The organism is Photorhabdus namnaonensis, from assembly GCF_001684335.1.
In the GTDB taxonomy this organism is placed as follows: Bacteria; Pseudomonadota; Gammaproteobacteria; order Enterobacterales; family Enterobacteriaceae; genus Photorhabdus; species Photorhabdus namnaonensis.
In genome coordinates this window covers 120,163-143,100 of record NZ_LOIC01000034.1, presented here as the reverse complement: position 1 = coordinate 143,100, position 22,938 = coordinate 120,163, and the positions used below count along the sequence as shown (strand labels likewise).

Genomic DNA, 22,938 nt, shown 5'->3' with positions numbered 1-22,938 from the left:
CGCTTTTTCTCTGCCTGACCTCACAATGTTTATCAGCGTTGTGTCGGTCAGTGGTGGCGCATTATAGGGAGTTCTTTGACGCTGGCAATAATTATTTTGAAAAAAATTGATCGTTTGATTAATTCCACAGCAACACACCACCTTATACCTACTTACCAACAGATTTATCCACAAATGGCTAGTTGGATGAAAATTTATCGAGCATCACGCAAACGTTTTCGTTACAATCCGGTGGTTAAAATCATCAAGCGATTTTATCTGACTATATTGAAATGTTATTGCAGTGCCCATTTTTTATGTCCTGATATAGTGGGTTCTTTCCAATAACATGTTACTGCCTTACAAAATCCAAGGGATCAAATCAATGCAACAGCTTCGTCCAATCCGTCGTGCCCTGCTTAGCGTTTCCGATAAATCAGGGGTTGTTGAATTTGCAAAAGCCTTATCTCAACGCGGTGTCGAATTGCTTTCCACTGGTGGCACAGCTCGTTTACTCGCTGAATCAGATCTAAAGGTTACTGAAGTTTCAGATTACACCGGCTTTCCTGAAATGATGGATGGCCGTGTTAAGACGTTGCATCCTAAAGTACATGGCGGAATCCTTGGCCGCCGTGGACAAGATGATAAAATCATGGCACAACACCAAATCTCACCGATCGATATGGTGGTTGTGAATCTATATCCATTCGCCCAGACCGTAGCTAAACCCGATTGCACTTTAGCAGATGCTGTTGAAAACATTGATATCGGCGGCCCAACTATGGTTCGTTCTGCGGCTAAGAACCATAAAGATGTAGCAATTGTGGTTAATAGTAATGATTATGAAAAAATCATTGAAGAGATGGACAACAATCAGGGTTCATTAACACAATCGACTCGCTTCGATTTAGCCATTCAGGCTTTTGAACACACCGCCGCTTATGACAGCATGATTGCTAACTATTTTGGCAAGCTAGTTCCTCCTTATTATGGCGATACTACTCAGCCATCAGGGCGTTTCCCCCGTACTCTGAATTTGAATTTTATTAAAAAGCAAGATATGCGCTACGGTGAGAACAGTCATCAGGATGCTGCTTTCTATATAGAAGAGAATCTCTCTGAATCATCTATTGCAACTGCAACTCAGTTACAAGGTAAAGCTCTTTCCTATAATAACATTGCAGATACAGATGCAGCCTTGGAATGCGTTAAAGAATTCACCGAGTCCGCATGCGTTATTGTTAAGCACGCTAATCCATGCGGTGTAGCAATTGGGAAAGACATTTACGAAGCTTATGATCGCGCATTCAAGACAGATCCAACCTCCGCTTTCGGCGGCATTATTGCTTTCAACCGTGAACTTGATGCTAAGACCGCTCAAACCATTATCGACCGCCAATTTGTAGAGGTGATTATCGCCCCCTCAGTGGATGAAGAGGCATTGCCGATATTGGCTACTAAGCAAAATGTCCGCGTTCTGGTATGTGGTGAATGGGAAACCCGAATTGCTGGCCTTGATTTTAAACGAGTTAATGGAGGTCTGTTGGTACAAGATCGCGATCTTGGGATGGTAGCAGCAACTAACTTACGTGTAGTTTCCAAACGTCAACCTACTGAGCAAGAAATGAAAGATGCTCTGTTCTGCTGGAAGGTTGCTAAGTTTGTCAAATCCAATGCCATTGTTTACGCAAAAAATGATATGACCATCGGTATTGGCGCAGGCCAAATGAGCCGTGTCTATTCCGCAAAAATTGCAGGGATCAAAGCAGCCGATGAAGGCTTGGAAGTTCAGGGATGTGCAATGGCGTCTGACGCATTTTTCCCATTCCGTGACGGTATTGATGCCGCCGCAGTTGTCGGCGTGAGTTGCATTATCCAACCCGGCGGTTCAATCCGTGACGACGAAGTGATTGCCGCGGCTGATGAACACGGTATTGCTATGATTTTCACCGGCATGCGCCACTTTCGCCACTAATCAATAACAGGAGTTAATCTGATGAATATTTTAATTGTTGGTGGCGGTGGACGCGAACATGCTCTGGCATGGAAAACAGCTCAATCTCCTTTAGCTGATCAAGTCTATGTTGCTCCAGGAAATGCGGGAACGGCTTTAGAAAGCAATCTCGAAAATATCGCCATCTCAGCGACAGATATCAACGGCTTGTTGGTATTTGCACAAAGCCATAATATTGGGCTGACTATCGTTGGTCCTGAAGCGCCATTGGTGATGGGTATTGTCGATGCATTCCAAAAAGCCGGGTTAACTATTTTTGGCCCAACTCAGGCGGCCGCTCAATTAGAAGGTTCAAAAGCCTTCACCAAAGATTTTCTGGCGCGCCATCAAATCCCAACTGCGGCTTACCAGAATTTCACAGAAATCGAACCGGCTCTTGCTTACCTGGATAAAGTCGGCGTCCCTATTGTTATAAAAGCTGACGGGCTGGCTGCGGGTAAAGGTGTGATTGTTGCGATGACACTGGAAGAAGCCCAAGCCGCCATAAAAGATATGCTAGCAGGAAATGCGTTTGGTGATGCAGGCCATCGTATTGTTATTGAAGAATTTTTAACGGGTGAAGAAGCTAGTTTTATCGTTATGGTCGATGGCAAAAATGTTATTCCAATGGCGACCAGTCAGGATCATAAACGCATAGGTGACGGTGACACGGGCCCAAATACCGGCGGTATGGGAGCCTATTCTCCCGCTCCGGTCGTCACCGATGAAACCCACCAGCGTATTATGGAAGAGATTATTTATCCTACCGTTAATGGTATGGCGGCTGAGAATCATGTCTATACTGGTTTTCTTTATGCCGGCTTGATGATCAACGAAAATGGCGAGCCAAAAGTCATCGAATTTAATTGTCGCTTTGGCGATCCGGAAACTCAACCCATCATGATGCGTATGCGCTCTGATCTTGTTGAACTCTGTTTAGCTGGTGCAAAAGGAGAACTCGCAGGTAAAACCTCTCATTGGGATGAACGCCCTGCTCTGGGTGTGGTACTCGCTGCCGGCGGGTATCCTGCTGATTATCACAAAGGGGATATTATTCATGGCTTGCCCCAACAAGAAAATGAAAGTAGCAAGGTTTTCCATGCAGGTACGGCAATGAAAGGTAGTGAAGTTATTACCGCCGGTGGACGCGTTCTGTGTGTTACAGCACTGGGCGAAACCATTATAGATGCACAGAAAAATGCCTACCAACAAGCAGAAGAGATTGAATGGAATAGCTATTTTTACCGTAAGGATATCGGATATCGGGCAATTAACCGATTGAAGTAATCATAAAACTGACGAAGGTCAGAGGCTGTCCTTCGTCGGTTCCCAACGACAAAAATCATTATTGGCTACCAACAATAATTCGCGGCCAACAGGCGCTTCCAACCAAGCAATGGTTAATTGGCCGTAGCTGCTTTTTTCGCGCTGTTCAAGCCATAACCTCGCGTAAGATTCAAACTCAACAGAAATCGTTTCACCTGCACAGGTAGTGACTTTACCGTTATTCCAGTGCCCTTGCATCAAACGTACATTTCCCGCGATCAACGCATCACTTAATTCAAGCGTCCGTTTAGCGTCAAACTGCATACGAACAATATCATCGCTGGAGAGGAGTTCACGCCGCGCTTTCGACTGCTTTTGCATAAAAATCACATCACCGGATTTATCCAAACGAAGCTGTTCAGACAGTGGATTTTTATCACTCAAAATTTCACGACGAATTTGGCGCAAATCGCCATGCTTATATTCATAAAAAGTCACGACGGTATTGTCATTACGGTAGGGGCTGTAAACTCTCATCAGCACCCGAGGTTTACTATCCTGATCGTTGAGGCGCCACAAGCGGACAACGCCATCATCGGCAATGAATCCACTTGCGCTGAAAGAAGGTTCTTTAAGTTGATTGGTACAGGCGCTGAGCGCGAAGACGAATCCTAGTGTCATCAGCCCCTGACGAACCAACAAAAGGGGATAAATAATACCCCTTCTATTTTTTCTTTTTTGCAATGAAATTATTTAACTGCGTCTTTCAGAGCCTTACCAGCGGAGAAAGCGGGTACGTTTGCAGCCGCGATTGTAATTTCTTTACCGGTTTGCGGGTTACGGCCAGTACGTTCTGCACGATGATTAACTTTGAAAGTACCAAAACCTACCAGTTGTACTGAATCACCCGCTTTCAGGGATTCGGTGATTGCATTCAAAGTTGATTCCAGAGCAGCCTTTGCCTGAGCTTTAGTCAGGTCTGTGCTTTCTGCGATTGCATCAACTAATTCAGTCTTATTCATAGATTATCCTTACAGTGTGTTTATCGTTTGCAAAGCATCGAGTGCGACGGATATGCCGAATGACAGCACCCCTGCATACACGCACCGATAGCCACTTCTTTTCACCCCCCAAATGTAGAACAGAGTGGGGGCAAAAGTGAAGCCTTTGAACATGGCATTTAAAGCATTAAATCACGTTTTTTCACTTTACTGCGTTAAATTTATGCCAATGTTACTCGTTCCTGACTCCCGGAGGTCAGCTTTCAATCCTTTAATCAACTCAATATCCCGCTCTTCGCAGCTAACCAATAAGCGATAAATTTCCCATTGGATATCCCACTCTTGTTCAATAGCAGGTAACATTTTCAGTTCTTCATCGGTCATTTCTTTCCCGGCCTGAGTCATTTCAAGCATAGCAACGGTGCGAATTGAAATTTCACTCACTGCAATTGCATGCTCCAATGTTTCACCACTCAGACGAGCATGAACAGTTTCCCCTAATGCAATACATGCATCAATTGCCGGGTACACACCGTAAATATCGTAATCATCCGCTGAGGGAATAGCTTGTTCCAACTTTTCCAACTGATTATCAAAATTCACTTTGGCATCTTTTACAACTAATATTTCCCACACCAAATCCAGAATACGGCGGTAAATAGCCGGTTCTGCAAACGCTGTCTGAAGACAGAACATCTGGTAATTTGGATACATCCGTTCGCACAGACTTGCCATAAAGGTCAGATGCTGCCAGCTTTCAAGTTTTTCCAGCCGTAAATGTATCGGGTTTCGTAACATTAGTTTTTACTCATTATGCACAATTTGCTCCGCAGTTTACCTGAAATTCAAGAATATCCACACGCTTACACCGAATTTAAGGATTTTTCTGTATCATTTGTTCAAAAAATGGTCTATTTGAGGCTGCGCCATCTGCCCAACGGGTTGTTTCAGGCAGACGATAACCTTTCATACAACGTTCCACCCATAACAATGCACTATCAAGACTGATTCGGTGCCCTGTAGAAATATACAACGGATTACAACGTTTTTTACTCCTCCATACCCAACCAATCTGCTCTTCTTTATCAATCAAAGGTTGACAACTGCCAGGCTGTTCTCCCAATAGTTCACTCTCACCACATAAACGACGTTTTGCCACACCAATTGTAGGTACATTTGCTAATAAACCAAAATGGCTGGCAACACCTAAACGGCGTGGATGAGCAATGCCATGACCATCCACCATCACTAGATCAGGTATGTGTTTCAACAACTGCCAAGCAGCCATTAATGCAGGGTATTCACGGAAAGAGAGTAAACCGGGAATATAAGGCAGAGTAGTTTCAATTCGGGCTATCTGATATTCCACCAGTTCAAGGGCAGGATAAGAGAGAACCGCTATCGCTGCCCGGGTAATCGCTCCTTGCTGTTCAAAGCCTACATCAGCACCAGCAATCAATTTAGGTGGGGGAAAATCATCATAACGGATAACCTGTTGAGCCTTTGCTATTTGCTCCTGACGTAGCGCTTTCGTATTAATCATATTCTTACTGATGATATTTAGTTGAAAGGTTATGTACAGCCTCAACAAATACACCTGCGTGTTCCGGCAGTACATCCTGATGGATACCATGACCAAGGTTAAAGACATGACCAGAACCCGCGCCAAAACCTTGTAAAATTGTCGAAACTTCCTGTTCAATCCGCTCTGGAGAAGCGTATAACATGGATGGGTCCATGTTGCCTTGCAAAGCAACTTTATTTCCCACACGACGACGGGCATCGGCAATATCTGTCGTCCAATCCAGACCAAGCGCATCACAACCGGTTTCAGCCATTGCTTCCAGCCATTGTCCGCCACCTTTAGTAAATAGTGTCACCGGCACACGACGACCTCCATTTTCACGGATCAGGCCATCAACAATCTTATGCATATAATGCAAGGAAAATTCCCGATAATCCCGCCCCGTCAGTACTCCGCCCCAAGTATCAAAAACCATTACAGACTGAGCGCCTGCTTTAATCTGAGCATTGAGATAAAGAATAACGCTGTCTGCCAGCTTATCCAGCAATAGATGCATTACGGCAGGTTCGACATACATCATTTTTTTGATTTTAGTGAATGCCTTACTACTGCCACCTTCCACCATATAAGTCGCCAGTGTCCACGGACTACCGGAAAAGCCAATTAGAGGAACCTGACCCGTCAGTGCCTTACGAATCGCACGTACTGCATCCATCACATAACCCAGCTCCATTTCCGGATCAGGCACCGGCAGTTTCTCCACATCCGCACGATTTAAAATAGGAGATTTAAAACGCGGACCTTCACCTGTTTCAAAATAGAGTCCCAGTCCCATAGCATCAGGGATGGTGAGAATATCAGAGAAGAGAATTGCCGCATCCAGTGGATAACGCCGCAAAGGTTGTAAAGTGACTTCACATGCAAGCTCAGTGTTTTTACACAAAGAAATAAAATCACCGGCTTCAGCGCGAGTAGCTTGATACTCAGGCAAATAACGACCAGCCTGTCTCATCATCCAAACAGGTGTAATATCAACGGGTTGACGTAATAAAGCTCGCAAATAACGGTCATTTTTCAGCTCATTCATGACAGGCTCCATCTATTTATTGGCCGCAATATAATCTGACTACAATTGATTAGGCGTCATTGTAACATGACAGGTAGATCTCTCCCGTTGAATTGCGCCAAACTGTAGATTACGCATTTCGGCACAGAACAATCGTATCTTCAATCAACCGACGAGCAATAGTATTGGGTGGTGGAATCAATGGCAGTTGCTCATAGTGATACCAATTCGCACTAATCAGCTCTTTCGGATCATGACGAATCTCCCCACTGTCATAATCAGCCAGAAATGCCATCATCAATGAATGAGGAAAAGGCCACGGTTGAGAAGCCACATAACGTAAGTTGCGAATTTTAATATTACTCTCTTCCACCACTTCTCGGGCCACAGCTTCTTCGAGTGTTTCACCGACTTCGACAAATCCCGCCAGTACTGTGTAAATGCCTCCACGATGGCGCTGATGTTGAGCCAGCAAAATATGATCATCCCGACGAATACCGACAATAATACAAGGCGCTATCTGCGGATAATAACGTTCTTGGCAGTGATGACACAGACAAACCCATTCACTGACACTATGGTGCATTTCATTACCGCAATAACCACAATATTGATGAGAGCGATAAAACTCCGCCAATTGTACTCCTCGACCAGCTAATTGAAACAAGCCACGATCACTTGCAACAATTTGCCGTAAAGAAACCATATTTGAAGCCATTTTCTGACGAATAAGCCAAACTTTCTCACCTTGCCACTCACCGATAGACAAAGCTATTTTTCCTTGCAGTGACCATTGAGTCGCCATGCCAAAAGGTAATTCGCCTTTAGGGAGCCAAATACGATTTTCATCGCTGATAACCCACCAGCCACGTTCTGTACCTGTAATTTGTTGTCGCATCATCACTATGACATATTAATTTTAATATCTGTATGAATCATACGCTTTTTAATCAAAAAAGCGTGCTTTATTACTATTGTCATAGACCATATTGCCCTCTTTGACAGTAATCAGCATTATTCTCAACTATTAATATGCTTTGGTCCGAGGAGCACAACACCATGTCACAACTGCTTGCCGTATTTGATCTGGATGACACTTTAATCTCCGGTGATTCCAGCGCTATATGGACCGAGTTTTTATGGGAAAAAGGCATCATTACCGATCCAAGCTTTATTGAAGCAGACAAAAAAATGATGGCTGATTACGGCGCAGGCTCACTGGATATGAGTGGTTATCTGGCATTTAGTCTGCAAACACTGCATCAAGTTCCACAAGAACAAATTGATCTTTGGCTGACTGAATTTGTTAACGAAAAAATTAAACCGCGATTTTATCCACAAGCCAAAGCCCTAATTACAGAATATCAACAACAACAAATTCCAATCATTATTATCTCAGCTACTGTCTCTTTTATTGTAAAAAAGATTGCTACCGAATTGGATATTCACACGGTACTGGGCATTGATATGGTAATGGAAAATGGCTGTTATACCGGCAAAATAGATGGCATTGCGACTTTTCGTGAAGGTAAAGTAAAACGGATAAAACAGTGGCTGGAACAGCAAAATAGCCATCCTGAAATTATCCGCTTTTACAGTGATTCGATTAATGATCTTCCAATGTGTCAGTTTGCCGACGAAGTCATTACGGTCAATGCCGATGCCCGTTTAAAAGCCGAAGCACAACAATATGGCTGGAAACAATTAACCTGGTCATTGTAAATATTTTCGATCAATAATGGGTTTATGATTTCCATAATCCCACCTATACCCGTTATCTTTCAACAGGCAACCCAATTGCTGGGGAGAATATTGCAATAAAATTGAGGTTTTGACGAAACAGAACAAATCATTTTTTTCCGCAAACAACCCACCTAATCGCGTTCCCTATGCTCTTAAGGTGTCATTTCGCTCCCTATAAACCATAAATAAAAACAAAAATGCCAATCTTGAATATCGGCATTTTACTGTAAAAGAGAAGATTAATTTAATGCTTTAACGCTTCAATTCTATCCCGGCTCAGTCCGGTACTGGTGACAATAATGTCCAAACTCACGCCATGCCGTAATAAGGCACGAGCCGTTTCCACTTTACCTTCCACTTTACCTTCCTCTCTACCTTCTGTTCGGCCTTGCTCGCGCCCTTTTTGTTCAAGCTGTTCTGCAATAGTCATCAACATCGTTTCATGCTCCGGAGATTGTTCAATCAGTTGATGGACAAATTGGGAGAGATCCAGCGTATGCCCATTCAGTAAAATATAGCGTAACACCACATTGCGCTGCTCGGTTGTATTATACCCTGCATTCAAGAGTTCCACCAATTGGAGGAGCCATTCCTGCATATCCCGGCAGCGAATATGTTTTTGCACCAGTTCCATCAGGGCAACGCCTTTATGTGTCAGGATCTCTTCATCGCTGAGCGCACTGACGTCCACCAACGGAAACGCCTGACGATATAAGCGGGCAGCCTGTTCGGGGAGCGTAAAACAATCCAGCCACCGGTTTGAGTAAGGATATGGCCGAACCTCCCCATGATAAAACAGCAGCGGCGCCACCAAAGGGAGTTCAGTATGGCCTTTCTTCAGGTGGGCCGCCATTGCTAACATGGCATAATACATCAGCCGCCAGGCCATCAGCGGGTCAGGGGTGGACTGATGCTCAATCAGACAATAGATATAGCCCTGTCCCCGGGCCGTTTCAACCGAGTACAGCACATCACTGTGCAGTTGACGTAAATGCCGATCCACAAAACTGCCGGATTCCAGTTTCAATGTGGCTAAATCACACAACAACTGGATCTCTTCGGGCAGATAAAGGGATAAAAATTCCCTGGCCGTTTCGGGCTGCGTTAAAAAATGCTTAAATAACGAATCATGGTGAGGCCGCTTTTTTTTCTTTGCCACAATCTGTTTCTCTGTCTTTATCAGTTAGTCATTACCACTCATTGTCAAGGTATAGTATTTCTACCAAGTTACAAAAAACATTGTCTCAGATTTCCTCAGGCAAATCTTTATCGAATGCATTAATAGAAGAGCCTAAATAATAAAATATCAGAAAAGAAAAAATGATAAAATATTACATTCACAACAACTACTTTATGAAAGCCATTCATTTCAATGAGTTTTAACCTGCATTATCATAATAATATCCCCTCTCATCAAAATATCAATTACTTATCTGTCCGTTAATCTTGGATGTTCAGATCGAAAAAATTGGACTGAATTCCCGCCAGATGATCTATTATCTCTTTTGTATCTAAAAATTTTTTCAATGCAGTATTAAATTGTAATCTAATTTCTTCCTCATAAATATCGAAATATATATTAGACATTTTATATAAAATTTGACAAATACAGTTAAGTACAAAATAGGCGTGAAATATATCGAACATTGGTCCACCATCTTCATGAAACAGCCCAACCCGACAATGGTGAGTTGTAGTTAAAAATTTAATGTTTAGCCAAACATTATTTAACATAAGGAAACTTTTCCATTTATTCACTAAAAAATTAATAAATATGAGAAATTGATCGCAAAACAATCAAGAACATGGCTGGCAACAATTAACCTGGTCACTGTTAATACTTTTAATCAGTAAGGGTTGTAGTTTTCATAATCCCTTCTATACTACTGTTTGCTTTCTTGTCGGAGTGCCTAGCGTAAGCTGTTTTATTGCAGCATACACAGGCTGAGACCGTTAATTCGGGATCCGCGGAACCTGATCGGGTTAATACCCGCGAAGGGAACAAGAGTAATCAACCGCTGTCGGTCCACCCAATTTTTTACGGGCCTGTCCAGCCACCAACCATTACTCCCTGCGAGCTCCAGACAAGCAACTTTCCCAATAACACAGTTAGGAATTTGCTATGTCTCATAATACTGTTATCCCTACAACCGATATTTCACCAAAACCCAATCCGGCACGCCCACGTAAAGCACAGCGCGATGCCGCTCAAGAATTTATTAATTCCATTCAGGGAGTGACGTTCCCAAATTCACGACGAATTTATCTGCAAGGTTCACGCGAAGATATTCAGGTTCCAATGCGCGAAATTCAGTTATCGCCCACGTTAATTGGCGGAACCAAAGAAGAACCTCAGTATGAGGAAAATGAAGCCATTCCGATTTATGATACTTCCGGCGCTTACGGCGATCCTGATGCCATACTGGATGTACATGTTGGGTTAACCAAACTACGCCAACCGTGGATCGATGAACGCCAAGATACTGAACCCGTTGCCACCCTCGGCTCCGATTTTACTCAACAACGCCTGGCTGATGCCGGTCTCGATCATTTACGTTTCAATCCTCGCCCCCATCCATTAAAAGCCCGTAAATGCAAACGCGTTACTCAACTGCACTATGCTCGTCAAGGCATCATCACACCGGAAATGGAATTTATCGCACTGCGGGAAAATATGGGACGCGAACGTATCCGCGGTGATGTGTTACGCCAACAACATGCCGGACAAAGTTTTGGCGCTCAGTTGCCGGAAAATATCACACCAGAATTTGTCCGTCAGGAAGTCGCCGCTGGTCGGGCCATTATTCCTGCCAATATTAATCACCCTGAATCAGAACCGATGATTATTGGCCGCAATTTTCTGGTGAAGGTTAACGCTAATATTGGTAACTCTTCCGTCACCTCTTCTATTGAGGAAGAAGTAGAAAAGTTAATCTGGTCTACTCGTTGGGGCGCGGATACGGTCATGGATCTCTCCACTGGCCGTTATATCCACGAAACCCGCGAATGGATCTTACGTAATAGCCCGGTTCCCATCGGTACAGTCCCTATTTATCAGGCGCTGGAGAAAGTCAATGGCGTCGCGGAAAATCTCACCTGGGAAATGTTCCGCGATACTTTGCTGGAACAAGCGGAACAAGGGGTCGATTACTTCACCATTCATGCCGGTGTATTACTGCGCTATGTACCGATGACAGCCAAACGCCTCACCGGGATTGTCTCCCGCGGTGGTTCAATTATGGCGAAATGGTGTCTGTCTCATCATCAAGAAAACTTCCTCTACCAACATTTCCGTGAAATTTGTGAAATCTGCGCCGCTTATGATGTTTCCCTATCATTGGGAGACGGTCTGCGCCCCGGTTCTATTCAGGATGCTAATGATGAAGCGCAGTTTGCAGAACTGCACACATTAGGTGAACTGACCAAAATTGCCTGGGAATATGATGTTCAGGTGATGATAGAAGGTCCTGGGCATATTCCTATGCAGATGATCCGCCGCAATATGACAGAAGAATTAGAGCATTGTCACGAAGCCCCTTTCTATACTCTTGGCCCACTGACAACAGATATTGCACCGGGTTATGACCATTTTACTTCCGGTATCGGTGCGGCCATGATTGGCTGGTTTGGCTGCGCCATGCTCTGTTATGTGACACCGAAAGAGCATCTCGGTTTGCCAAACAAAGATGATGTTAAGCAAGGGCTGATTACCTACAAAATTGCTGCTCATGCCGCCGATCTCGCCAAAGGCCATCCCGGCGCACAAATCCGCGATAACGCGATGTCCAAAGCACGTTTTGAATTTCGTTGGGAAGATCAATTTAATCTGGCGCTCGATCCCGATACTGCTCGCGCTTATCACGATGAAACTCTGCCACAAGCCTCCGGTAAAATTGCGCATTTCTGTTCTATGTGCGGGCCTAAATTCTGTTCTATGAAGATTTCTCAGGAAGTGCGCGATTACGCCGCCGATATGGAACAGATGTCTGAAGCATTCCGCGCCCACGGTGGCGAGTTGTATCACAGCGTAGAGGATGTATCCCATGAACAATCTGCCTAACGCGCCATTTGCCCCAACTGAATACAAATTGGGCCTGTATCCCGTCGTGGATTCGCTAGAATGGATTTCCCGTTTGTTAAAAGCAGGCGTCACCACAATTCAGTTGAGAATTAAAGATCGACCAGAAGATCAGGTGGAAGAAGATATTCAGCAAGCCATTATGCTCGGTCGCCAATATAACGTTCGTTTGTTTATCAACGACTACTGGCGACTGGCAATAAAGCATGGCGCTTATGGCGTCCATCTTGGGCAGGAAGATTTAGTTATCGCTGATCTGAACGCCATCCAAACAGCGGGATTGCGGTTAGGAATCTCTACCCACGATGAACAAGAGCTGGCACGAGCAAAATCCCTGCGTCCGTCTTATATCGCTCTCGGCCATATTTTCCCAACCACTACCAAAGAGATGCCATCTTCCCCACAAGGACTGGCAGCCCTGAAACGGCAGGTAGAAAGCACTCCAGACTATCCCACTGTCGCCATCGGAGGCATTTCTCTTGAACGCGTACCGGATGTCATTGCAACGGGAGTCGGCAGTGTGGCGCTGGTTAGCGCCATTACCAAAGTAAAAGATTGGCGTCAGGCAACCGCACAACTGCTTCATCTGGTTGAAGGCATTGAGTTGAAGGGATAGAGAGGTTCTTATGCTGAATGATCAAGAATTTATGCGTTACAGCCGACAACTGTTACTCGAAGATATCGGCCCGGAAGGGCAAGAAAAACTGAAATCCAGCCGCGTACTGATTGTCGGACTGGGAGGGCTAGGCGCTCCCGCTTCTCTCTATCTGGCCGGGGCAGGTGCGGGAACAATTTATCTCGCTGATGATGACCAATTGCACATTTCCAATTTACAACGGCAAATACTTTACCGCACCGAAGAGATCCCTGCCGCAAAAGCTGAGCTTGCGGCCAATCAACTCAATGCATTGAATCCGCTGATAAAAACAATGGTCCTTAATCAACGTCAAGATCTGGAATCTCTGACAACAGTCGTGGAGCAAGTCGATCTGGTTCTCGATTGCTGTGACAACATGACAACCCGCCACGCTATCAACACCGCTTGTGTGGCAATGCGAAAGCCATTGATTAGCGGCAGTGCTGTCGGTTTTAGCGGCCAACTTATGGTATTTGAACCCCCTTATCTTCATGGCTGCTATAGCTGTCTCTACCCTGAACAGGAAGAACCACTACGAAATTGCCGGACTGCGGGTGTATTAGGTCCGGTAGTCGGTATCATCGGCACATTACAGGCATTGGAAGCCATCAAAATGTTAACCGGGCTTCCTTCCCCGTTAAGCGGTAAGCTCCGACTGTTTGATGGTAAACAGCAAAGCTGGAGCACACTACAACTTAACCCGTCGCAACAATGCCCGATTTGCAGAGATATCGCATGAAAATTACGGTAAACGACCAGCCGATGGAGCTTATGGCTCCTCTGGCTATACAGCAATTGCTAGAACAACTTGAACAAACACAACCGGGAATAGCGCTGGCTATTAATCAAACCATTATTCCGCGTTCAGAGTGGAATACGCATCAGATCAATGATGGAGACAATATCCTTTTATTTCAGGCTATTGTTGGAGGTTGATATGTTAAAAATTGCTGATACGACTTTTCATTCCCGCCTATTTACCGGTACAGGCAAATTCGCCAATGCAAATGTAATGACTCAGGCCATAGCCGCCTCCGGCAGCCAGCTTGTTACGATGGCAATGAAACGCATTGATTTGCAGAGCGGTAATGACGCTATTTTAGCGCCATTGCAAAAACTTGGCGTCAAATTGCTGCCAAATACTTCCGGGGCCAAAACCGCAGAAGAGGCTCTGTTTGCCGCCCGTCTGGCCCGTGAAGCACTAGCGACCAACTGGATCAAACTAGAGATCCACCCAGATGTGAAATACTTGTTGCCTGACCCGGTTGAAACACTCAAAGGCGCGGAAATGTTGGTCAAGGATGGGTTTGTCGTTCTGCCCTATTGCAGTGCTGATCCCGTTTTGTGCAAACGTCTGGAAGAGGTGGGCTGCGCGGCGGTCATGCCTTTAGGCGCACCGATCGGCTCTAATCAAGGGCTACTAACGCGAGATTTCCTGCAAATTATTATTGAGCAAGCACAAGTGCCGGTGGTCATTGATGCCGGCATCGGCGCACCAAGCCATGCTCTGGAAGCGATTGAACTAGGGGCTGATGCCGTATTAGTCAACACCGCAATTGCCGTTGCACGAGATCCCATAAAAATGGCTCAAGCTTTTAAAATGGCGATTGAAGCAGGCGAATTATCCTCTCAAGCTGGTCTGGCAAGTCCAAAACAACATGCTGTTGCATCCAGTCCGCTGACTGATTTCCTGAGAGTGTTCTGATGACGAATCATCTTACAAACAGCAATTTTAGTTATCGCTGGCAACAATTGGACTGGGATGACATTACCCTTCGCATTAATAGCAAAACCGCGCAGGATGTTGAACGAGCATTAAACAGCAACAAATTAAATCTAGAAGATTTCATGGCCTTGCTCTCTCCGGCAGCGAAATCTTATATCGAACCACTGGCACAACGGGCACAAAAACTGACTCGTCAACGCTTCGGTAACACCGTTGGTTTTTATGTACCGCTTTATCTCTCCAATTTGTGTGCCAATGACTGCACCTACTGCGGGTTCTCAATGAGTAACCGCATCAAACGCAAGACACTCAATAAAGACGAAATTATCGCCGAATGTCAGGCGATTAAAGCGCTGGGCTTCGACAATCTGTTATTAGTCACCGGAGAACATCAGGGCAAGGTCGGTATGGATTATTTCCGTCGTTATTTGCCACTTATCCGCGAATATTTCAGCTCAATAATGATGGAAGTCCAGCCTATGACACAGGAAGAGTACTCAGAATTAAAAACGCTGGGGCTAGATGGTGTAATGGTTTATCAGGAAACCTATCATGAGCCAACTTACCTGTTGCATCATCTACGAGGTAAGAAACGGGATTTTCACTGGCGACTACAAACACCTGATCGCCTTGGTCGGGCAAAAATCGACAAAATCGGTTTAGGAGCACTGATTGGTCTCTCTAGTCATTGGCGGACAGACTGCTATATGGTGGCTGAACATTTATTCTTTCTGCAACGCACATACTGGCAGAACCGTTACTCTATTTCATTCCCACGTTTGCGACCTTGTGCCGGAGGCATTGAACCCGCATCGCTGATGAGTGAAACAGAACTGGTACAATTGATTTGTGCTTTTCGCCTATTTGCGCCAGATGTTGAGCTTTCTATTTCTACCCGCGAATCTCCATTCTTCCGCGATCATGTCATACCACTAGCGATTAATAATGTTAGTGCCGGTTCTAAAACCCAACCCGGTGGTTACGCAGATAATAGCCGCGAAGAATTGGAACAATTTATGCCGCATGATAACCGTTCTGTTTATCAGGTCGCAGACGTATTAATTAAAGCCGGGTTACAACCTGTCTGGAAAGATTGGGATAGTTATTTAGGCCGATAATTTAATTTTCTCTCTTCTCAAATAATTCTATTTTAAGTAAAAACCTTTAATAGGTAATAACTCCAGGAAAATAGGATTTAATATAGAAAACTGTCTGGTGCTAATACCAGACAGTAATATAACCCGATGCTAAAAACAACAAAATAACTTTTATTTAAAATATATTTCCTGAATTTTGAATAAGAACCTCTCAATCGAATTCGCCTATTATTTCAACACAGCCACTTTACGCAAACTTAAATTTAACCTTTAACACACAAATACATTACTTATCAATATACAAATCATCTACATAAAGAAAAAATCCCACATCTTAATATTCATTAAATAGGCAATATATTCTTCATAGATAGATTAATTGCCTATTTACAGAATGGCATTCAACATTAAATTCCAATTAATACCGAAAAATAGCGAGAAAAATAAATAAAATACACCACGTATATTGAAATTCACCCTAATTTATCCCATATTTTTATTAATTTACACAAATTACAATTCACCACCAACAAAAAATACAATTGAGTATTATCCCATTATTGATAAAGTGCCCCCCCGAGAAACAACGCGCTGAAAGAAATTAAATTCATTTCTATTTATTCAAAAAGGACTAATATATGAACGTACAAGAAATCCTGAATAACGAAGATTATTCTGATAGCAAGAAAAACTCTCATAAAGAACTGGTTAACGGCTCATTCGAAGAAGGATATAACGGCTGGAGAATCCCGGCCCCTGAATCAGTAGAAATCTTATCTGAAAATGGCGTTCACTTTATCAGAATCCAAAGCGTTACCGGTTCTGGCGTCATTGATCAAATTATCGAAGGATTAGAACCTAACACTAAATATAAACTGACAGGTACAGCTCGTGTATCAGCAGAATGGGCCTCATCAGCTTATTTTGGTTTACAGAGCCATACCGATGGTCCCAACTCTTTTGCTGTAAACAGCACCGATTTTACAACGGGTTCAGTAGAATTAAGTACAGATCAAAAGGGACTTTTACGCGTTTATTTGTTGAAAGACCAAGTTGGTCCTCGCCCAGATGGAGAAACCGCTGACTTTACCGGTTTTATTTTAGAGAAAGCCTAAGCATTTAACTTAGATATATTTTAACATTTTAAATACCCAGAGTTCACTGCTCTGGGTGTTTTAATATAGGTTGAAAAAAATAAACTTAAAAATCAAAAAGTAATATTTTAACTGAAATATAGCTCAATTATTTAAAAATAAATCCCCATCGTAATAATTTCGTCACCTAATTTATTTCCACACTAATTATCACAGACCTAATCTTCAATTAAAAAACACGATTGAATATTTCCCTATTATTGCTAAAGTACTTACAGAAAAAATTATTAAGAAAAATAAAATTCAATCGTTATTCATTTAACAGGATTCATATATGGATATGAAGAAAATACTAAATCGCGCAGATTATTCTGATACAAAAAAAGCTAATCAAGAACTGGTTAATGGTTCATTTAACGAAGGATATCGTGGCTGGAGAATCCCAACCCCTGAAACTGTAGAAATCTTATCCGAGAATGGAGTTAATTTTATTAACATCCAAAGCTATTCCAGCTCTGGCGTCATTGATCAAATTATAACAGGGTTGGAACCTAACGTTAGATATAGACTGACGGGTACAGCACGCTTATCGATAAAACAAATACCACAAAGGGCGTTGCCAGCTTATTTTGGTTTACAAAATCGCACATTTGGCCCTGAATCCTTTGTTGTAAATAGCTTCAATTTTACGACCGGTTCAGTTGAATTAAACACAGATGAAGAGGGACTTTTACGTGTTTATATGCTGAAAGAACAATTTGTAGAGCTTCCAGAAGAAGCAACTGCTGATTTTACCGGTTTTATTTTAGAAAAAGTTTAAACATCTGACTTAATATATAACACCCGAAGCATATTGCTCCGGGTGCTTTAAAGCATGTCTGGCTAACTTAAATCATGCAATGGTTTTTTTATTGGCGGAGTTAATTGGAAATCAGAAAACCGCACCTGTAATCCGTGCCGTTCTGGAGAACAACACATTGCACCAACAAAGACGGGTTGTTTATCTTCAAAAAAAGGAGCCAACCTCAACAATGGCCACCGTAAACCATCGGTGGAATATTGCAGTCTTAAATATCCCTCTTCACGAGTCAAACGTAACCAGAATTTACTAGAATCACCAGGAAATACGCCCATAGACCAATCAGAATGATGACGTGTCAGCACACTACCAATCGTGGCATGACCATCAGAATATTCAATTCCGCCTTTCAGCCAATGTTTCTCATCGACTAATAGCATGACTCCCGCTTGATCATATAAATGTTCAAAACAACCTTCAATACAGAGTTGAAAGGTGAAATCATCCTCAATATAACGCCCAAAAACATGACCATTATGACGTTCAAAGCCATACCATGTTTTCTGCCAAAAATCGGTCTTATGATCTGTGGTGACATTAAGCCAATCACTGCCACATTGCCAATCAGATGGTTCATTAAGCCAATGATATTGTGACAAACTCATAGGAACTTCCTCTATTATCTTCCGCTCGAATTAATCAATTTATATCCTGCAAATAAGGAAATAGAGAGTAAAGCAATACAAGCGAAAGCGCCGTGTAATGTCACAATATGCGCTAATCCACCAATGATTGCAGGTCCCAGCAAAATCCCTGAATATCCCATTGTAGAAACCGCAGCAACCGCCAGCGAATCAGGCATAATTTTCTGTTGACCAGAAGCGGTAAAAAGCATTGGCGCTATATTGGATAATCCGGCGCCTATCATCAGGAAAGAGAGTCCTAATATCATTGCGGTTGATGCTGAGTAAATAAGAATAAACCCAGAAGTCGCCAATAAAGCACTGCTAATAAAGACTCGTTGATGTCCATAAAGGGTAATGATCTTATCACCCATAAAACGACCCGATGTCATAGCAGTAGCAAACAAGGTATAACCGATACCAGCCTGATGACTACTGATATTATGTACGCTGGTTAATAATATACCGCTCCAGTCCAGCATTGATCCTTCCATGATATAGGCGACAAAACAGAGAAAACCCAATAAAATCACGATGCCATGAGGCACAGCAAAGAATGGCGTATTACCCGCTTCAGCTTCGTTCAATAACCCGCCCCATACCGGCAATAGCAATAAAATAATCAGTAATACCGCCATTACCATCACCTGGAGAGGTGATATTCCCAGAGACAATAATGCACTCACCGATCCTGCACCGGCGATCCCGCCCAAACTGAATAACGCGTGAAAGCCAGACATAATTGGCCTCTGAGCCATTTTCTCGACCATGACGGCGTGGATATTGACCACAACATCCATTGCCCCAATACCTGCGCCAAAGACAAATAAAGCGCAAGCCAGTGTCAGCGGTGTCGGTAATACACTCAACCCTGGCAACATCACTAGCACAACCAAAGCACATAAAGTGAAAATGTTCCGGCAACCGAAACGTGCTGCTAACATGCCCGCTATTGGCATCATGATGAAAGAGCCAATGCCGAATGCCAACATTAGCAACCCCATCGCGCCATTATCAAGTTGTAGCCGTTCTTTAGCTAAAGGAATAAGGGGAGCCCAACTTGCAAGACTAAAGCCAGCAATAAAAAAAGCGGCGCGCGTCGCCATAATGGGTTGTTTTACCAAAGAGATAATATTTTGATCAGACAACTCATGTTCCTTCTATATCAATAAAATGCCCTCCGCTATCACTAACGGAGAGCATTAAGTTACACAAAATTAATTTTAGAAAATTGCGGAATATCGGTCAGTACCCCAATAATACGAGTTGCCTGTTGATACTGTTGTGTAACCGATAAAGCATGGGGCCAAGCATACACATTGGGAATACCTGCCCGCGTTGCTGCGGTAATCCCCAAATCGGTATCTTCAATCACTAATGTCTGATGAATATCCATAGACTTCAATTTCAACATAGCAAGATAGGGATCAGGATGAGGTTTCGTCCTCGCAACATCGTCACCAGAGATTAAAGCCGGACTTTCATTCAACTCCAGTAATCCAATATTCGCCAAACAGACTTCCCTCGACGCAGTGGAAACAAAACCAAAAGAGATACGGTGCTGTTGTAAGGCCGCTATCAACCTGGAAATCCCTGGACGAAGATAACTTTTAGATAGCTTATCTTTGTAAACAGCGACGATTTGGGCAGTGATCTCTTTCTGTCGCTGAGCTGGCACCCCAATGTAATCTAACGTTTCTTCCAAACTCAGGCCAATAAGTTGCTGTGGTTGTACATGCTGTGTGTAGTCAGAAGCCAAATCACAAAGAACATCAAAGTGCAGTTGTTCACTGTCAACAATGACTCCATCGATATCAAAAATCACATTAAATCTATCCATGTGAAACATTCCATTATTTTAGATCGGAAATACGGATCAGCACTTTACAGTTCGGAGTAAACAGTGGTTTTTGAGTTTTGCACGCAATATCACAACCAACCGTGAGAAAAGCCTGCAAATAATCATTAAAATCGAAAACTTGGCTGACCAAGCGACCGGCTGGAATAACACCATCGCGGATCATGGTATAAGCACGCTCAAAACTGTTATTCAGAGAATCGATGGAACCAATCACGGAAAGACTCTTATCAGCAATTTTCAAGATATCAAGATTGGCATGTTTATCTTTAAGCGCGACATTTAACAACTTTCCGCCAGGCGCCAAATGGTCAAAAATGTATTCGGTTAGCTGCCCGGTCGTATCCACACAGAGATCGATAAGCGCTGATTTATCACCATATTGTTGCGCCAATGCCTCATCAAAATCAGTATACAGCTCACATTCCGGCGGCAGATTTTCTTTGGCAAATTGAACACGACTTTCGTTTTTCTCGACCATGAAAGCCTTAACGCCTTTGGCATGTAAAGCCCAAATGTAGAGCATTCCCATTGGACCCGCGCCAGCTACTGCCGCACGAATATTGGTATGAGTAATGCCCAGTTTATCAACCCCGGTCAGTGTGCAACTGAGTGGCTCAGTCAATGATGCCTCTTCCATACTGACATGATCATCCAGCTTTATCAGTGAACTCTCTTTAGCCAAATACTGTTCAGCAAATGCCCCGTCATAGGAAACCCCCGCTTCGGTTCCCAATTTTTTCTCGCAATGATTTGGACTGCCAGTCTGGCACATCCGACAATGACCACAGGAATAGGTCGGATTGATGACAACACGGTCACCCACATTAAAATGAGTGACACTCTTCCCTATTTGCGTAACAACTCCCGTTGTTTCATGGCCCAGAGTGGTACCGGGAATGGCAACAGGATAAGATCCGGTGATAATCCCAACATCCGTACCACAGACGCCACACACCGCAATATCAACGACAACATCATCAGGCGCAACACAGAGTAACGGTTCAACATCCTGGATTTGCACATCCCACACCCGATTAAATTTAAGTGCTTTCATTACGCTACCTCCTTGTTGTCCAACATATTTAATGTCATATCAGCAAAAGTCAGATCAAGCTTATACAGGATTTCGTTTAAGTGTTCCTGAGTACAAATCAACGGTGGACGAACTTTAAGTGCACGACCTTTACCATAACGCGAACCGCGGATGATTAAATTGTGGGAATTCGCTATTGCAATCGCTTGTGCCGCAAATTCCGGTGATGGCGTATCAAAGCCAAACATATAACCTACACCCCTAACACCGGTAATTTCTGGGTATTTATGCTGTAATGCTAATAAACCATCACGTAAATAAGCTTCATTACGCTGCACATTCTCCAGAACTTGTTCGTCTTCAATGATATCGATAATTTCGTTGAGAGCGGTTAATGAAAGAGGGTTGGCGCCGGATGTACTGGAATGCTCGAATGACTCTAATACATCTAATGAACTCCGCATCAGCACGCCGCCGGTAGGAATACCTATGCCACCAGCGCCCTTCGCAAAAACAATAATATCGGGTTCTAATTCTTTAGCGTAACCGGTTGAAGCAAAAAATGTTCCGGTACGGCCAAACCCAGTTTGTACTTCATCAGCGATAATAATAATGTCATGTTTATGGCAGATCTCTCTGATCTTACGGAAAAAATCGACAGGGAAAACGTTATTTCCACCATTTCCTTGAATAGGCTCAATAATAAGACAAGCAATATTGTCATTTGAACCTAATTGAATAAATTGCTCCAAGTCAAAATATTGATTGGGCTCTGTATTCGGTTCAAATTCTGACATGACACTCGCAGGGGTTGGAATTTTTAAAGAACCATCAATATTGACATGGAAATCTTTAATCCTAAAAGCATTACCGGAAATTTGTGCTGTGGCTAAAGACTGACCATGATGAGCCAGAAAGAAAGAGATAACGCCTGAACGCCCTGTCGCTTTTTGCGCGATGCGAATTGCACATTCAACCGCCCCAGAACCGGAAACATCACGCAACCATATACTATCAATACCCTCAGGAGTATGTTTAACTAATTTAGCCAAAATATATTGTGACATTTCATGGGTATAAGCTGAACTTAGATGTGTACATCTATCTATCTGCTGTTTTAATTTTTCTGTTATTCTGCGATTAGTGTACCCAAGTGGAAGGTTAAATGTCCCCGAAGCTGCATCGATATACTTTTCACCATCAATTTCCAAATAAGGACCGTTTCCAACAAAACGAGAAAGCATATCTTCAAACCGTTTGCCATTTTCCATCATTTCATTACCTTAATTAATCTTTTCTATCTATAAGAAAGCACAACAATCTTAAACAGGTAAGAGAATATTTACTAAAAACTAAT

General features: G+C 43.3%; 24 protein-coding genes and 1 riboswitch. Of the genes, 11 read left to right on the top strand and 13 right to left on the bottom strand.

From position 1 onward, the window contains the following. Positions 1–364 precede the first annotated feature (364 nt). Positions 365–1,954: a bifunctional phosphoribosylaminoimidazolecarboxamide formyltransferase/IMP cyclohydrolase gene (gene purH, locus Phpb_RS07130; protein ID WP_065389752.1), complete on the top strand. Its 1,590-nt coding sequence runs from the start codon at positions 365–367 to the stop codon at positions 1,952–1,954. Between the two features lie 21 nt (positions 1,955–1,975). Continuing rightward, positions 1,976–3,259: a phosphoribosylamine--glycine ligase gene (gene purD, locus Phpb_RS07125; RefSeq protein WP_065389751.1), complete on the top strand. Its 1,284-nt coding sequence runs from the start codon at positions 1,976–1,978 to the stop codon at positions 3,257–3,259. Between the two features lie 18 nt (positions 3,260–3,277). Here the strand turns inward: purD and Phpb_RS07120 are convergent, their stop codons facing one another. The 6 genes from Phpb_RS07120 to nudC all read right to left on the bottom strand — a co-directional run bounded on the left by Phpb_RS07120 (position 3,278) and on the right by nudC (position 7,728). Continuing rightward, the gene (locus Phpb_RS07120; RefSeq protein WP_065389750.1) at positions 3,278–3,919 is read right to left on the bottom strand and encodes a DUF1481 domain-containing protein; all 642 of its coding nucleotides are present in this window, start codon (positions 3,917–3,919) and stop codon (positions 3,278–3,280) included. Between the two features lie 68 nt (positions 3,920–3,987). After that, positions 3,988–4,260: a nucleoid-associated protein HU-alpha gene (gene hupA / locus Phpb_RS07115; RefSeq protein ID WP_012776594.1), complete on the bottom strand. Its 273-nt coding sequence runs from the start codon at positions 4,258–4,260 to the stop codon at positions 3,988–3,990. A gap of 186 nt (positions 4,261–4,446) precedes the next feature. Continuing rightward, the gene (locus tag Phpb_RS07110) at positions 4,447–5,037 is read right to left on the bottom strand and encodes a YjaG family protein (RefSeq protein WP_036814772.1); all 591 of its coding nucleotides are present in this window, start codon (positions 5,035–5,037) and stop codon (positions 4,447–4,449) included. Between the two features lie 76 nt (positions 5,038–5,113). Then, positions 5,114–5,782: a deoxyribonuclease V gene (nfi, locus tag Phpb_RS07105; protein ID WP_065389749.1), complete on the bottom strand. Its 669-nt coding sequence runs from the start codon at positions 5,780–5,782 to the stop codon at positions 5,114–5,116. A 4-nt stretch (positions 5,783–5,786) separates the two neighbouring features. Beyond that, on the bottom strand, positions 5,787–6,851 hold the full coding sequence (gene hemE, locus Phpb_RS07100; RefSeq protein WP_065389748.1) for a uroporphyrinogen decarboxylase: 1,065 nt from the start codon (positions 6,849–6,851) through the stop codon (positions 5,787–5,789). Between the two features lie 109 nt (positions 6,852–6,960). Next, a complete protein-coding gene (nudC, locus tag Phpb_RS07095) occupies positions 6,961–7,728 on the bottom strand; it encodes an NAD(+) diphosphatase (RefSeq protein ID WP_065389747.1) in 768 nt (255 codons plus the stop codon). A 161-nt stretch (positions 7,729–7,889) separates the two neighbouring features. Here nudC and Phpb_RS07090 point away from each other — a divergent pair, with 161 nt between their 5' ends. Further along, positions 7,890–8,552 (top strand): HAD family hydrolase, encoded by a 663-nt coding sequence (locus Phpb_RS07090; RefSeq protein WP_065389746.1) that lies wholly within the window; start codon positions 7,890–7,892, stop codon positions 8,550–8,552. A gap of 265 nt (positions 8,553–8,817) precedes the next feature. On the opposite strand, the gene Phpb_RS07085 is transcribed toward Phpb_RS07090, so the two are convergent. Together Phpb_RS07085 and Phpb_RS07080 are read right to left on the bottom strand one after the other, a co-directional pair. After that, a complete protein-coding gene (locus Phpb_RS07085; protein WP_065389745.1) occupies positions 8,818–9,732 on the bottom strand; it encodes an Rpn family recombination-promoting nuclease/putative transposase in 915 nt (304 codons plus the stop codon). Between the two features lie 281 nt (positions 9,733–10,013). Continuing rightward, on the bottom strand, positions 10,014–10,307 hold the full coding sequence (locus Phpb_RS07080) for a hypothetical protein (protein ID WP_065389744.1): 294 nt from the start codon (positions 10,305–10,307) through the stop codon (positions 10,014–10,016). A 158-nt stretch (positions 10,308–10,465) separates the two neighbouring features. Continuing rightward, positions 10,466–10,591: riboswitch (TPP riboswitch) on the top strand. Between the two features lie 104 nt (positions 10,592–10,695). On the opposite strand from Phpb_RS07080, the gene thiC reads away from it, so the two are divergent. From thiC to Phpb_RS07040, 8 genes are all read left to right on the top strand, one after another. Beyond that, positions 10,696–12,633: a phosphomethylpyrimidine synthase ThiC gene (gene thiC / locus Phpb_RS07075; protein WP_065389743.1), complete on the top strand. Its 1,938-nt coding sequence runs from the start codon at positions 10,696–10,698 to the stop codon at positions 12,631–12,633. Further along, entirely contained in the window at positions 12,617–13,267 is a 651-nt protein-coding gene (gene thiE, locus Phpb_RS07070) for a thiamine phosphate synthase (protein WP_065389742.1), read from the top strand. Before thiC ends, thiE begins: the two co-directional genes overlap by 17 nt. 10 nt (positions 13,268–13,277) lie before the next feature. Then, positions 13,278–14,027 (top strand): HesA/MoeB/ThiF family protein, encoded by a 750-nt coding sequence (locus Phpb_RS07065; RefSeq protein ID WP_065389741.1) that lies wholly within the window; start codon positions 13,278–13,280, stop codon positions 14,025–14,027. Next, a complete protein-coding gene (gene thiS, locus Phpb_RS07060; RefSeq protein WP_065389740.1) occupies positions 14,024–14,224 on the top strand; it encodes a sulfur carrier protein ThiS in 201 nt (66 codons plus the stop codon). The genes Phpb_RS07065 and thiS overlap by 4 nt, the downstream gene beginning before the upstream one ends. Position 14,225: 1 nt before the next feature. Then, positions 14,226–14,993 carry a thiazole synthase gene (locus Phpb_RS07055; protein WP_065389739.1) on the top strand — a complete coding sequence of 256 codons (768 nt, stop codon included), beginning with the start codon at positions 14,226–14,228 and terminating at the stop codon, positions 14,991–14,993. Continuing rightward, positions 14,993–16,132: a 2-iminoacetate synthase ThiH gene (thiH, locus tag Phpb_RS07050; RefSeq protein WP_065389738.1), complete on the top strand. Its 1,140-nt coding sequence runs from the start codon at positions 14,993–14,995 to the stop codon at positions 16,130–16,132. Before Phpb_RS07055 ends, thiH begins: the two co-directional genes overlap by 1 nt. 617 nt (positions 16,133–16,749) lie before the next feature. Continuing rightward, a complete protein-coding gene (locus Phpb_RS07045; protein WP_036814783.1) occupies positions 16,750–17,226 on the top strand; it encodes a carbohydrate binding domain-containing protein in 477 nt (158 codons plus the stop codon). A gap of 313 nt (positions 17,227–17,539) precedes the next feature. Continuing rightward, a complete protein-coding gene (locus Phpb_RS07040) occupies positions 17,540–18,025 on the top strand; it encodes a hypothetical protein (RefSeq protein WP_065389737.1) in 486 nt (161 codons plus the stop codon). 62 nt (positions 18,026–18,087) lie between these two features. On the opposite strand, the gene Phpb_RS07035 is transcribed toward Phpb_RS07040, so the two are convergent. The 5 genes from Phpb_RS07035 to Phpb_RS07015 are packed head-to-tail and all read right to left on the bottom strand — an operon-like array spanning position 18,088 to position 22,852. Beyond that, positions 18,088–18,669 (bottom strand): DUF1349 domain-containing protein, encoded by a 582-nt coding sequence (locus Phpb_RS07035; protein WP_065389736.1) that lies wholly within the window; start codon positions 18,667–18,669, stop codon positions 18,088–18,090. A gap of 14 nt (positions 18,670–18,683) precedes the next feature. After that, positions 18,684–19,835: an MFS transporter gene (locus Phpb_RS07030; RefSeq protein WP_065389735.1), complete on the bottom strand. Its 1,152-nt coding sequence runs from the start codon at positions 19,833–19,835 to the stop codon at positions 18,684–18,686. 59 nt (positions 19,836–19,894) lie between these two features. Beyond that, on the bottom strand, positions 19,895–20,527 hold the full coding sequence (locus Phpb_RS07025; RefSeq protein ID WP_065389734.1) for an HAD family hydrolase: 633 nt from the start codon (positions 20,525–20,527) through the stop codon (positions 19,895–19,897). Between the two features lie 13 nt (positions 20,528–20,540). Then, entirely contained in the window at positions 20,541–21,602 is a 1,062-nt protein-coding gene (locus Phpb_RS07020; RefSeq protein WP_065389733.1) for a zinc-dependent alcohol dehydrogenase, read from the bottom strand. Beyond that, positions 21,602–22,852, bottom strand: a complete 1,251-nt coding sequence (locus Phpb_RS07015; RefSeq protein ID WP_065389760.1) for a class-III pyridoxal-phosphate-dependent aminotransferase — start codon at positions 22,850–22,852, stop codon at positions 21,602–21,604. The genes Phpb_RS07020 and Phpb_RS07015 overlap by 1 nt, the downstream gene beginning before the upstream one ends. Positions 22,853–22,938 lie beyond the last annotated feature (86 nt).